At 54.8% G+C, this 11448-nt stretch carries 12 protein-coding genes and 3 pseudogenes; 7 read left to right on the top strand and 8 right to left on the bottom strand.

All coding sequences use genetic code 11. The features are described from left to right. Nucleotides 1-105: 105 nt before the first annotated feature. Nucleotides 106-342 (bottom strand): annotated as a pseudogene (locus OKC27_RS21600) (type II toxin-antitoxin system RelE family toxin); the annotation flags it as partial. Beyond that, nucleotides 332-574 carry a type II toxin-antitoxin system RelB/DinJ family antitoxin gene (locus OKC27_RS21595; RefSeq protein ID WP_068979438.1) on the bottom strand — a complete coding sequence of 81 codons (243 nt, stop codon included), beginning with the start codon at nt 572-574 and terminating at the stop codon, nt 332-334. The gene OKC27_RS21595 and the pseudogene OKC27_RS21600, both read right to left, overlap by 11 nt. A 178-nt stretch (nt 575-752) precedes the next feature. Between OKC27_RS21595 and parA the strand changes: the two genes are divergently transcribed. Further along, the gene (parA, locus tag OKC27_RS21590; protein WP_068979437.1) at nt 753-1382 is read left to right on the top strand and encodes a ParA family partition ATPase; all 630 of its coding nucleotides are present in this window, start codon (nt 753-755) and stop codon (nt 1380-1382) included. Further along, nucleotides 1379-1612 carry a hypothetical protein gene (locus OKC27_RS21585; protein ID WP_068979436.1) on the top strand — a complete coding sequence of 78 codons (234 nt, stop codon included), beginning with the start codon at nt 1379-1381 and terminating at the stop codon, nt 1610-1612. Before parA ends, OKC27_RS21585 begins: the two co-directional genes overlap by 4 nt. A gap of 67 nt (nt 1613-1679) precedes the next feature. On the opposite strand, the gene OKC27_RS21580 is transcribed toward OKC27_RS21585, so the two are convergent. Both OKC27_RS21580 and OKC27_RS21575 read right to left on the bottom strand, forming a co-directional pair. Continuing rightward, nucleotides 1680-2948 (bottom strand): IS4-like element ISApu1 family transposase, encoded by a 1269-nt coding sequence (locus OKC27_RS21580; RefSeq protein WP_011191342.1) that lies wholly within the window; start codon nt 2946-2948, stop codon nt 1680-1682. Between the two features lie 317 nt (nt 2949-3265). Continuing rightward, the gene (locus OKC27_RS21575) at nt 3266-3637 is read right to left on the bottom strand and encodes a hypothetical protein (protein ID WP_004099020.1); all 372 of its coding nucleotides are present in this window, start codon (nt 3635-3637) and stop codon (nt 3266-3268) included. Nucleotides 3638-3793: 156 nt separating this feature from the next. Here OKC27_RS21575 and OKC27_RS21570 point away from each other — a divergent pair, with 156 nt between their 5' ends. Beyond that, entirely contained in the window at nt 3794-5068 is a 1275-nt protein-coding gene (locus OKC27_RS21570) for an IS4-like element ISApu2 family transposase (RefSeq protein ID WP_045892401.1), read from the top strand. A 13-nt stretch (nt 5069-5081) separates the two neighbouring features. On the opposite strand, the pseudogene OKC27_RS21565 reads toward OKC27_RS21570, so the two are convergent. Then, nucleotides 5082-5459 (bottom strand): annotated as a pseudogene (locus tag OKC27_RS21565) (DUF4158 domain-containing protein); the annotation flags it as partial. Between the two features lie 162 nt (nt 5460-5621). Between OKC27_RS21565 and OKC27_RS21560 the strand changes: the two are divergent. The 4 genes from OKC27_RS21560 (at nt 5622) to OKC27_RS21545 (ending at nt 9110) form a co-directional block, all read left to right on the top strand. Beyond that, nucleotides 5622-6179 carry a recombinase family protein gene (locus tag OKC27_RS21560; RefSeq protein WP_001217881.1) on the top strand — a complete coding sequence of 186 codons (558 nt, stop codon included), beginning with the start codon at nt 5622-5624 and terminating at the stop codon, nt 6177-6179. 122 nt (nt 6180-6301) lie between these two features. After that, nucleotides 6302-7282 carry an IS481-like element ISKpn27 family transposase gene (locus tag OKC27_RS21555; RefSeq protein ID WP_013213985.1) on the top strand — a complete coding sequence of 327 codons (981 nt, stop codon included), beginning with the start codon at nt 6302-6304 and terminating at the stop codon, nt 7280-7282. Between the two features lie 74 nt (nt 7283-7356). Beyond that, a complete protein-coding gene (gene bla, locus OKC27_RS21550) occupies nt 7357-8007 on the top strand; it encodes a class A beta-lactamase (RefSeq protein WP_045286946.1) in 651 nt (216 codons plus the stop codon). 221 nt (nt 8008-8228) lie between these two features. Continuing rightward, nucleotides 8229-9110, top strand: coding sequence for a carbapenem-hydrolyzing class A beta-lactamase KPC-2 (locus tag OKC27_RS21545; RefSeq protein WP_004199234.1), 882 nt, complete (start codon nt 8229-8231; stop codon nt 9108-9110). A gap of 249 nt (nt 9111-9359) precedes the next feature. Here OKC27_RS21545 and OKC27_RS21540 read toward each other — a convergent pair. The 3 genes and pseudogenes from OKC27_RS21540 to OKC27_RS21525 all read right to left on the bottom strand — a co-directional run. Beyond that, a pseudogene (locus OKC27_RS21540) lies at nt 9360-10223 on the bottom strand (IS1182-like element ISKpn6 family transposase); the annotation flags it as partial. Between the two features lie 463 nt (nt 10224-10686). After that, on the bottom strand, nt 10687-10842 hold the full coding sequence (locus tag OKC27_RS21530) for a hypothetical protein (RefSeq protein ID WP_013213988.1): 156 nt from the start codon (nt 10840-10842) through the stop codon (nt 10687-10689). Between the two features lie 127 nt (nt 10843-10969). Next, nucleotides 10970-11448 (bottom strand): antirestriction protein (locus OKC27_RS21525; RefSeq protein ID WP_442866077.1); only part of this gene is annotated, 479 nt, incomplete at its 5' end.

Here is an 11448-nt window from a genome sequence, read left to right as displayed (position 1 = left end):
TGGGGCATGCAGTCGTGGCAAGCCCTCCGATGCCATATCGGCTCTTGAAGCTGGCTGAGGGTCATGGGTAATCAGGTCCAGATATACCTCTTCCCGTTCGCGCCTCCCCACTGCGACCACGAATACCACCACCCGATCATCCTGTACCTGGTAAACCAACCGATACCCCGCGCCACGCAATTTGATCTTGTAGCAATCAGACATCCCATTCAGCCTGTTTGCCTCAATCCTGGGGCGCTCGATCACCTCTGAAAGTTTCTTTTTGAACTGCTGGCGAACGGTATCGCCCAACTTTTTCCACTCTTTCCACGCTCGCGGATCAAACTCGAGTTCAAAGGTCATCCAGCGATACCTTGATGCCTTTCTGCGGGCTGGCCAAGCGCTCTCGCACGATGGCTAACAGTGCCTCTTCGTCCTCCGTCACCACGGTAGTGCGAAACGGGCTCCGCCCCTGAGAGGCCACATACTCCAGGGTTTGCCGGATAATATCCGAGGGGGTCACCCCCAATTTGTCCAGCACCGCAAATGAACGTGCCTTCAGTTCATCATCAATGCGCAGGTTAATCGTGCCCATAACCGCCTCACTTTGTAATTTCAAACGCCATTACATTGTAATACTGGCAATACCGTTGCACAACCAGAACTAGGGAGTGCAGGCCGGACGAACTCATGGAGTCTGGAACTTATTTTGATTGCTCATTGCATGTGCTTTTCTGTATTTTTACAAAACCACAAATAATGAGAATTCAACCATGATCATCGGACTGCTCAACCAGAAGGGCGGCGTTGGCAAGACCACCCTCAGCGTGAACCTGGCGGCTAGCTTGGCCCGCCGCGGCTTTCGGGTTCTTCTGATCGATGCCGATCCACAAGGCTCCGCCCTGGACTGGGCCGCAGCTCGTGATGGCGAGCCCCTGTTCTCGGTCGTCGGCCTCCCCAGAGCCACCGTGCATAAGGAGATCGGACAACTCGGCCAGGGCTATGACCACATTGTCATCGACGGACCACCACGGGTAACCGACCTCGCTCGCTCCGCGATCATGGCCGCTGATGTGGTGCTGATCCCGGTACAACCCAGCCCCTACGACATCTGGGCAGCAGACGAGGTGGTGAAGCTGATTGAAGAGGCTCGCATCTACAAGGAAGGACTGAAAGCCGCTTTTGTGGTTAATCGTAAAATCGCAAATACAGCCATAGGGCGGGATGTTGGTGCAGCTCTGGCCGCCTACCCCATACCTGTCCTAACCGCCAGTATCACCCAGCGCGTAGTGTTCGCAGAGGCCGCAGCCCAAGGCCGCGCTGTTCATGAAACTGATGAGACCGGTCCAGCCGCCGCAGAGATCGATGCCGTCATGGCAGAATTGATGGAGATTGCACGATGAGCAAGAAGGTCACCATCGGCGCCAAGCCGACCAGCAAGAGTGCGCAGGCCTCCGCCGATGAGTGGGTAGAGAACCGCAGCACCGGCAATGCACCTGAGCCGATGAAGCGGCTCACCATCGACATCCCCGAAAGCCTGCACCGCGCAATCAAGATGCAATGTGCATCGCGCGGAGCCAAGATCGCGGACGAGGTGCGCGAACTGCTTTTGAAGAAATACGGAAATCTGTAATTGCGATTTTGATAGGCAGCAAAAAGGGGCGGCGGATTTACCGTAACGCCCCTTCATGTACAGGACCTTAAGCGGCGAGTCCATTTAAAACGCCTTCCAAGGTCCTGTTCTGTATCGACTTTCTCTGCTTGGTTCGGCAGGCGTTCTTGGCCAAATAATCGGCAGCCCATTCCAATCTTTCCCTTATTTCTGTCAGCGCCCTATGGGCCACTGCTTCCAATAGCGGTAGCCACCACGTCGCACTGTTCTTCGACGCTTTCAGCATCGATAGCGCCCCACTCATCACACTCTGCGCGACCCGTCTCTTCATCACCAGCGACAGCAGGCTCGTCCACACCAACCCCTCGGCAATCGCTTTCTCGCCCGTCACAAACCCCTTGAGCCGGTTGTGCGATTTCCACTCTTTAAATAACAACTCCACCTGCCAACGGCAGCGATACAGGCTCATCACCTGCTCTGCTGACCATGCTGCTCGCGGTAGGTTCGTCATCCACAGACAGAACCGCTTTTCCTCAGCAAACCAGCGCCGGATCAACCGGTACTCGACCTGGCCGGACTTCACCACCATATCCAGTACCTCGGCCCGACAGCGTCGCCGTCCGGCCTCTCTCAGAGATAGTCCCGCCAGCTTGGGTACTTCCCGTCCATCACCGCGCCAGGCTTGGATTATCTTGGGGTTCAGGCTTTTCGTGCCGCGCACCAGATAAAATCCGCCAGCGTCGTTCACCTGCTCAAACCAAGCCCTGTCAATGTAACCTGCGTCAGCCAGCAGCAGGCAGTTGGTCAGCGTGTGGGCTTCAGGCAGAAATTGCCGTTCCCCTGCGGTATCGGCAGACACACTCATGCACAACGGGCTCTGCTCCGACAGTGACATGGTCATATGGCACTCGATAGCTGCCGGACTGATGGTCTTGAACCGGCCGGGAAAATCAGCAGCAAGGCGCCGATGCACCGCAAAGGAGGTGCCATCGTGCAGTAACACCTGCTTGAACGCGCCGAGGGAGGCTGCTTTGAGTTGATGGTCGATACGCAAGGCGATGGCCCGCTCGACCAGGGCTTTCATAAACAGGGCAAAGCTCTCTTTGCGCAGCTGATTGTGAAACGGTTTGTAAGAAACCTGATGGGTGTTTACCAGTTGCAAGGCATTGAAATGGCGGTGTAAACCGGCAATGTCATTGACCTGGTCGCCTCCCATGGCCCGCAGCAGTGCAGGTACGAGCATGGCTGGGGTAATGGCACGCTGACGCAGACAAAACTTGCAGAGCCGAGCAATGCGCTCGAGTGCGGCGGGAGCCAAGAGTTGCTCCAGATAGTAATTAGCGTTGATAATAGTCATAGGCTTCGCGCGTGTTGATTTTGTTTGGCGATAAAATCAGATCACAAACGAAGCCTTTTTTATATCTATTTCAATTGGTTGCCGCTAAAGATCCTGTACATGAGTGAGGGTTATGGTGGCTATATGCTGGATATTGCTATTCAGATGACAGCCATATGGGGAAGATTACAGGCGCCTGAAATAACAGCAGAGTATGGAGTGACTACCACGGCTGGAGGTTGGCACGGGCTGATCCCCTCTCCCTTTGGGAGAGGGTTAGGGTGAGGGGAGCTGGCTGACCGGGTGTAGCAACCAGGCGGCATTACACCGCTGAATCTTCAGTTATTGAAATTCCACGCGATCGGCAGTTCGACGTCGAAGATAAGTGCATCCCCGTCGAGGCGAAAGGCCAGGCTGGTCTGGTGCTGGTCGTATTCGTTGATAATCAGGCAGCTCTCGGCGAAGTTGGACTCGTAGTTGATATGGGCCACTCCTTCACGGCCGTCAGCGAGTTCGATGCTGAGCACCCGCAGCGGGTTCTCCTGACTGAGGTTGACCCGGGTGTCCCCCACGTCCACCAGCCGTTCCAGCAGAGGGAAGAAATCTTGTCTGTGGGTCGTTATGGCCTGGGTGATGGCCTGCTCCAGCTCAGCCTGGGTGGCGAAGGGGCCGCCGAGTGGGTAGCGGGTCTGGATCCTTTCCTGAGTCATTGCGTTTCCTCCTGAACTGAGATGTGGCAACAGTTTGGCCGCTGCAGTGACCTGTCATGTACAGGATCTTTAGCTACAACCAATTGAAATAGATAGAAAAAAGGCTTCGTTTGTGATCTGATTTAATCGCAAAAAAAAACCGACACGCCCGAAGCCATGACTATTATCAATGCAACCCAGTACCTCAAGCAACTTCTTAGCTCTTCTGAACTCAACCGGATCGGTAAATTTACCGGTTTTTGTCAGCGACTCCGGGATATCCAGCCTGCGAGACTACTCCCGGCTCTGCTCTCAGGGCTTGGTTGCGACAAGGTGGATGGTATTGCTGGTTTGCATCGCCATTTCAATGCGTTGCAGCTCCATGATACTGACCAAATAGCGTATAAACCCTTTCACAACCAGTTACGCAAGCAGGGTTTTCCCTTGTTCATGCGCGCACTGGTTGAACGAGCCATCGCCTTACGCCTCAAGGAGTGTCTACCGGACGCCCACGGACTGGCAGGCTTTGAGCAGGTACTGCTGCAGGACGGGTCGTCATTCGCGTTACATCCGCAATTGGCAGAACATTTCCCGGGCCGATTCAATAAGCACAGCCCCGCTGCGGTAGAGTGTCATATGACCATGTCCTTGCTGGACCAGTCGCCGATATCGATGAGTATCACGGCGGATACCGAATCGGAGCGCAAGCATCTTCCGGCCGAAAATTCGTTAAATAACAAACTGTTATTGGCGGATGCCGGTTACATCAGCCGCGAGTACTTTGCTGATGTGACCAAAGCCAAAGGAAGCTATCTGGTCAGAGGGAGTCAAAATCTCAATCCCAAAGTACAGGCAGCTTACCGACAGGACGGCAGGGAAATGCCCAAGTTACTCGGAAAAAAGCTCAAGGATATCGATCGGAGAAGCTGCAGAGCCGAGGTTCTGGATCTGGATGTGAGTTCGGGAAAGTATAAATATCGACTCATAAGACGTTGGTTTGCAGAGGAAAAACGGTTCTGTATATGGATGACCAATCTTCCGCGTGAGCGATGGCCAGCCGAGAAGGTGATGGCATTGTATCGTTGCCGTTGGCAGATCGAACTGTTGTTCAAAGAGCTGAAATCACATAACCGGTTGAAGGCGTTCGCGACACGACAAAAAGCGATAGCGGAAGGCTTGATCTGGGCTAGTTTGCTGGCCTTGCTGGTCAAACGTCGGCTGGCGCTGACGCTGATTGGCAGCGCGGAGTTATCGATGCTGAAGATTGCCAAAAACAGCGCGCTTTGGTTAATGCCGATATTGGCGAGCATCATCCATGGTGCGTGGCAGGAAATAACAGAGAAGTTGGAGTGGGCAATGGTGTATTTATCCAAAAACGGCAAAAAGAGTAGGCAGAGAAAATCCAAGCAAAACAACACGTTAGACGGTATTATTAATTCGCTTGCCGCTTAAGGTTCTGTACATGAAGGCGAAATGTCCAGGGCCAGGCAAATTCACGATACTGATAGTGCTGACGTATCAGCGCTGCATGCTCACGGCGGGTATTTTCCCTCTGACCGTATTCTGCAAGAACGGTGATATCACGAATCCCGAGCTGTCTGGCGGTAAAATGCCGGACGCCGGAAGGAATATGATTCATATCGGTGAGGAAGGTGCCCAGAAAACGGACACATCCAATTTGCAGGGCAATGCCCAGACGGTTGTGATCACCTCTGCTTTTTCCGATAAATTCCTTGTCTGCTTCATCAAGATGAAAATATCGTGCCAGCTGAAGCTCATCCGGTTCACCGGTGAATCTGCCATAGCTTTCAGTCTGCTCAGTGGTCAGAAAGTCAACGGGCATATCGGCCTCCCTGCCTGACGGGCATTTAGTAACATTTTTGCAACCGTCCGAAATGTTATAAATTATCAGACATAGTAAAACGGCTTCGTTTGAGTGTCCATTAAATCGTCATTTTGGCATAATAGACACATCGTGTCTGATATTCGATTTAAGGTACATTTTATGCGAATTTTTGGTTATGCGCGGGTCTCAACCAGCCAGCAGTCCCTCGATATTCAGATCAGAGCGCTCAAAGATGCAGGGGTAAAAGCTAACCGCATCTTTACCGACAAGGCATCCGGCAGTTCAACAGATCGGGAAGGGCTGGATTTGCTGAGGATGAAGGTGGAGGAAGGTGATGTCATTCTGGTGAAGAAGCTCGACCGTCTTGGCCGCGACACCGCCGACATGATCCAACTGATAAAAGAGTTTGATGCTCAGGGTGTCGCGGTTCGGTTTATTGACGACGGGATCAGTACCGACGGTGATATGGGGCAAATGGTGGTCACCATCCTGTCGGCTGTGGCACAAGCTGAACGCCGGAGGATCCTAGAGCGCACGAATGAGGGCCGACAGGAAGCAAAGCTGAAAGGAATCAAATTTGGCCGCAGGCGTACCGTGGACAGGAACGTCGTGCTGACGCTTCATCAGAAGGGCACTGGTGCAACGGAAATTGCTCATCAGCTCAGTATTGCCCGCTCCACGGTTTATAAAATTCTTGAAGACGAAAGGGCCTCGTGATACGCCTATTTTTATAGGTGTCTGGACTCGTGGGATCATGTACCCATGCGTAGCTGGCCGCTCTTCAAGGCCAGACACGTTTTGCGTACACTGTTCCAATCCGACTCTTCACTGGCAACTCGATGACCCAGGCACTGCACAGCCAAGCCCGTACTACCCACCTGATCCGTGAGGAAATCAGGAACTCGACGCTCCCGCAGGCCGAACTGGCCAGGATGTACAACGTCACCCGCCAAACCATCCGAAAGTGGCAAAACCGCGAGTCTCCTGAAGACAAGTCGCATGCGCCGAACAAGATGTACACGACGCTCACGCCCGAGCAGGAGCTCATCGTGGTGGAGCTGCGCAAGACGTTGCTGCTGCCCACGGACGACCTGCTGGCGGTCACGCGCGAGTTCATCAATCCAGCCGTCTCGCGTGCCGGCCTGGGACGTTGCCTGCGCCGCCACGGTGTCTCGGATCTACGTAACCTGGTCGAGCAGGAAGGCACTGCGCCCGCCACGAAAAAGACCTTCAAGGACTACGAGCCGGGCTTTGTGCACATCGACATCAAGTACCTGCCGCAGATGCCCGACGAGACGGCAAGGCGCTATCTCTTCGTTGCCATCGACCGTGCTACGCGCTGGGTCTTCATCGAGCTCTATGCCGACCAGACCGATGGCAGCAGTGGCGACTTCCTCAACAAAGTCCAGCAAGCCTGTCCCGTCAAGATCGTCAAGCTTCTGACCGACAACGGCAGCCAGTTCACCGACCGCTTCACGGCTGGCGGCAAGAAGAAGGAACCCAGCGGCACACACGTGTTCGACCGCCTGTGCAAGCAGCTCGGCATCGAGCACCGGCTCATCCCGCCTCGTCATCCGCAGACCAACGGCATGGTGGAGCGCTTCAACGGTCGTATCAGCGACATCGTCAACCAGACCCGTTTTGGTTCAGCTGCCGAACTGGAATCGACGCTGCGCAATTACGTCAAGATCTACAACCACAGCATTCCGCAACGCGCGCTCCAACACAAAACACCCGTTCAGGCGCTCAAGGAATGGCATGAAAAACGCCCTGAATTGTTCAGGAAACGCGTGTATAACCAGCCGGGTCTTGACATATAGGTTAATGTCATGATAATAATGGTTTCTTAGACGTCAGGTGGCACTTTTCGGGGAAATGTGCGCGGAACCCCTATTTGTTTATTTTTCTAAATACATTCAAATATGTATCCGCTCATGAGACAATAACCCTGATAAATGCTTCAATAATATTGAAAAATGACTTGGTTGAGTACTCACCAGTCACAGAAAAGCATCTTACGGATGGCATGACAGTAAGAGAATTATGCAGTGCTGCCATAACCATGAGTGATAACACTGCGGCCAACTTACTTCTGACAACGATCGGAGGACCGAAGGAGCTAACCGCTTTTTTGCACAACATGGGGGATCATGTAACTCGCCTTGATCGTTGGGAACCGGAGCTGAATGAAGCCATACCAAACGACGAGCGTGACACCACGATGCCTGCAGCAATGGCAACAACGTTGCGCAAACTATTAACTGGCGAACTACTTACTCTAGCTTCCCGGCAACAATTAATAGACTGGATGGAGGCGGATAAAGTTACAGGACCACTTCTGCGCTCGGCCCTTCCGGCTGGCTGGTTTATTGCTGATAAATCTGGAGCCGGTGAGCGTGGGTCTCGCGGTATCATTGCAGCACTGGGGCCAGATGGTAAGCCCTCCCGTATCGTAGTTATCTACACGACGGGGAGTCAGGCAACTATGGATGAACGAAATAGACAGATCGCTGAGATAGGTGCCTCACTGATTAAGCATTGGTAACTGTCAGACCAAGTTTACTCATATATACTTTAGATTGATTTAAAACTTCATTTTTAATTTAAAAGGATCTAGGTGAAGATCCTTTTTGATAATCTCATGACCAAAATCCCTTAACGTGAGTTTTCGTTCCACTGAGCGTCAGACCCCTAATCCCAGCTGTAGCGGCCTGATTACATCCGGCCGCTACACCTAGCTCCACCTTCAAACAAGGAATATCGTTGATGTCACTGTATCGCCGTCTAGTTCTGCTGTCTTGTCTCTCATGGCCGCTGGCTGGCTTTTCTGCCACCGCGCTGACCAACCTCGTCGCGGAACCATTCGCTAAACTCGAACAGGACTTTGGCGGCTCCATCGGTGTGTACGCGATGGATACCGGCTCAGGCGCAACTGTAAGTTACCGCGCTGAGGAGCGCTTCCCACTGTGCAGCTCATTCAAGGGCTTTCTTGCTGCCGCTGTGCTGGCTCGCAGCCAGCAGCAGGCCGGCTTGCTGGACACACCCATCCGTTACGGCAAAAATGCGCTGGTTCCGTGGTCACCCATCTCGGAAAAATATCTGACAACAGGCATGACGGTGGCGGAGCTGTCCGCGGCCGCCGTGCAATACAGTGATAACGCCGCCGCCAATTTGTTGCTGAAGGAGTTGGGCGGCCCGGCCGGGCTGACGGCCTTCATGCGCTCTATCGGCGATACCACGTTCCGTCTGGACCGCTGGGAGCTGGAGCTGAACTCCGCCATCCCAGGCGATGCGCGCGATACCTCATCGCCGCGCGCCGTGACGGAAAGCTTACAAAAACTGACACTGGGCTCTGCACTGGCTGCGCCGCAGCGGCAGCAGTTTGTTGATTGGCTAAAGGGAAACACGACCGGCAACCACCGCATCCGCGCGGCGGTGCCGGCAGACTGGGCAGTCGGAGACAAAACCGGAACCTGCGGAGTGTATGGCACGGCAAATGACTATGCCGTCGTCTGGCCCACTGGGCGCGCACCTATTGTGTTGGCCGTCTACACCCGGGCGCCTAACAAGGATGACAAGCACAGCGAGGCCGTCATCGCCGCTGCGGCTAGACTCGCGCTCGAGGGATTGGGCGTCAACGGGCAGTAAGGCTCTGAAAATCATCTATTGGCCCACCACCGCCGCCCTTGCGGGCGGCATGGATTACCAACCACTGTCACATTTAGGCTAGGAGTCTGCGCGGCAGAGCCGTGTGACCGGTTTTCTGTAGAGCACTGACGATGGCGGCGGCGCTCTCTGCAATTGGCAAGGCGTCGGCGCCAAGGATACCAATCTTGCGGCGCGCGGCGTGTTATGACGACTGGGGTGCATTTGAGCCGCCCCATTTAACCTTCGCCCTCACAGATACGCCATTCGCCTCAGATTTAGCGCCATGCAGACGAGCTTCCACTCGGCTTGCACCTTGTCCAGGCCCCTCATGCTGAACTGACGCAATCCCATCACCGCCTTGATCCAACCATTCGGAGCCTCCACGATCGACTTGCGCCGGCGGTAAGCTGCATCGCCTTGCTCCGTTTTCAATTTCGCCGCAATCGCCGCCGTATGCGGATGGGTCTTGGCATTGACCTTGGCATCTTCACGTCCCTCGCGGCCGAGGGCAACGATGACATCGCCGTGGTGATCGGCGACCTTTGCCAGAACAGCCTCACTACGGAATCCCGCATCCGCCAGCGTCTGGGCCGGCATTTCTCCGGTGTTGGCCTGAACTGCTGCCAGCATGCCCAGCAGCGCCTGACTGTCCGCGGCGCAGTTGGTCAACTCCGCCGCCACGATGATCTGGTGCTCGGCATCGACCGCTGTGTACCCGTTGTAGCTCTGCTCGGAGCCACCACCGGCGTGTTTCATGATCCGGCTGTCCGGATCGGTGAAGCTTTCCTGATCACGGTCATCCGGCACACCAAACTCGCGTTTGTACGAGCCACCGCCCTTGTCCGAGCCATCCGGATGGCGAGGCCGGCGGCCATCGTCTTCGCTGCGCCCCCGGGCCTGGTCCGCTTCACGCTGGCGCGCTTCCAGGCGCGCCTTTGCCGCCTGGATCGCCTCCAGGCGCTTCTCGCGGCGAGAAATCTCGGCAGGAATGTCCAGCTCCGGCTCGTTACGCTCCTGGTCGTCGGTAGCCTTGGCGCGATCAAGCAGCGCCTTGATCTCGCAATGCAATTCGTCCTCGGCCGGCTTCATGCGCTTATAGCTCATCGCCTTGTGGTCGCCATGTTTGGCGGCTTCGTATTCAGGTTCTTTAGAGAGATCCTTTAGATCGCCGTTCCTCACTACTGCCGGGAAGTCTCCCCAGGGAGCACGTTCGGCCTTATGTTCGGTCATGGTTTCAATCCCGGTCAGCGTCCCATATAGCCCCGAAACCTGCCAGGTGGGCCAAGATAGACCAGGCACCATAAGCAATAGGGCTAGGGTTGGTTTTGCTCACCCAACGCCTGAAGGTTCGGGTTCCCTTTCCGCTGCCTCTCTCACCAGGCAAACCAACGAGATCAGCGACATCAACGCCACTGAGAGGCTTACTAAGCCCTTTTCGTTGCCTAATCAGCTCCAACACCTCTTTGATTTCATCGGCGGTTGGAGCCTGCCAATCTTCAGCGAACGGCCTAAGCGTTTCAGGTCTAATCATGCGATAAATCCTCAAATAGCCCCGGTCAATGCCGGGGCTTTTTTATCAATGGGTAACGGTCGCGGCGGCCTCCCGATACGCCTTCAGTTCAATCAAGAGCAAGCCAAGCTCCCGCATCTTCATGCGCGGCATATGAACGGGGCGGCGGGCCGTCAGAGCGTCGCCAATGTGTTTTGCAAGTGATACAATATCCGTATTCATCGCGTTTATCCTCAAATTGACCGGTGAAAGCCCCTGTGATTGGTTGCAGCCATACCAGGGGCACCATTTCTTTTTCTACCTATGCACCTCCTTTAAGAGCCCCGGCCATCACCGGGGCTTTCTGTTGCTAGTCTATTGCGGCCAAGATGGCCTCTTTTTCGTCATGCTCACAAGCCCAATCCCGCAAGCTGTGATACAGCCTTGAAAACCGCTCCTGGTCAGCGCCTTCTGTGTGAAATGACAGATGGCTATAGAGGTAGAGGCAAGCGGTAATCCCGGCAGCATCGGCGCTCATTTGGCCACTAAAGTAGTTCATGGCCTCGATGTTCAGCATTTCATCACGACGCCCAGGAGCCATATAAAAGCCGCCGTTCGACAGCTCCCACATAAGCCAATAAGCCCCGCGATACTCGCGGCAGAGCCCTTTCATTTGCTGGTAAAGCATCGACTCGAAAACCACATAGAAACGGCCTACATAGCGGGGCATTGCAGCCATACGGCGAGGGGTGGCGACCAGGGAGCAGATCAGGGGGTTGTACGCCGGAATCCCAGAAATTTCCGTCAGCCCAGCTCCAGTCCCGCCACGAGCGCATCCAGGTCGATGAA

Source organism: Aeromonas sp. QDB62, assembly GCF_027705695.1.
In the GTDB taxonomy this organism is placed as follows: domain Bacteria; phylum Pseudomonadota; class Gammaproteobacteria; order Enterobacterales; family Aeromonadaceae; genus Aeromonas; species Aeromonas allosaccharophila.
The sequence above is the reverse complement of the archived record's forward strand: the minus strand, read 5'-3'. Positions and strand labels throughout refer to the sequence as shown.

Excerpts from the sequence above, each read along its gene's own strand:
- OKC27_RS21595 (WP_068979438.1), bottom strand. The coding sequence starts at position 574 with ATGGGCACGATTAACCTGCGCATTGATGATGAACTGAAGGCACGTTCA.
- parA (WP_068979437.1), top strand. The coding sequence starts at position 753 with ATGATCATCGGACTGCTCAACCAGAAGGGCGGCGTTGGCAAGACCACC.
- OKC27_RS21585 (WP_068979436.1), top strand. The coding sequence starts at position 1,379 with ATGAGCAAGAAGGTCACCATCGGCGCCAAGCCGACCAGCAAGAGTGCG.
- OKC27_RS21580 (WP_011191342.1), bottom strand. The coding sequence starts at position 2,948 with ATGACTATTATCAACGCTAATTACTATCTGGAGCAACTCTTGGCTCCC.
- OKC27_RS21575 (WP_004099020.1), bottom strand. The coding sequence starts at position 3,637 with ATGACTCAGGAAAGGATCCAGACCCGCTACCCACTCGGCGGCCCCTTC.
- OKC27_RS21570 (WP_045892401.1), top strand. The coding sequence starts at position 3,794 with ATGACTATTATCAATGCAACCCAGTACCTCAAGCAACTTCTTAGCTCT.
- OKC27_RS21560 (WP_001217881.1), top strand. The coding sequence starts at position 5,622 with ATGCGAATTTTTGGTTATGCGCGGGTCTCAACCAGCCAGCAGTCCCTC.
- OKC27_RS21555 (WP_013213985.1), top strand. The coding sequence starts at position 6,302 with ATGACCCAGGCACTGCACAGCCAAGCCCGTACTACCCACCTGATCCGT.
- OKC27_RS21545 (WP_004199234.1), top strand. The coding sequence starts at position 8,229 with ATGTCACTGTATCGCCGTCTAGTTCTGCTGTCTTGTCTCTCATGGCCG.
- OKC27_RS21530 (WP_013213988.1), bottom strand. The coding sequence starts at position 10,842 with ATGAATACGGATATTGTATCACTTGCAAAACACATTGGCGACGCTCTG.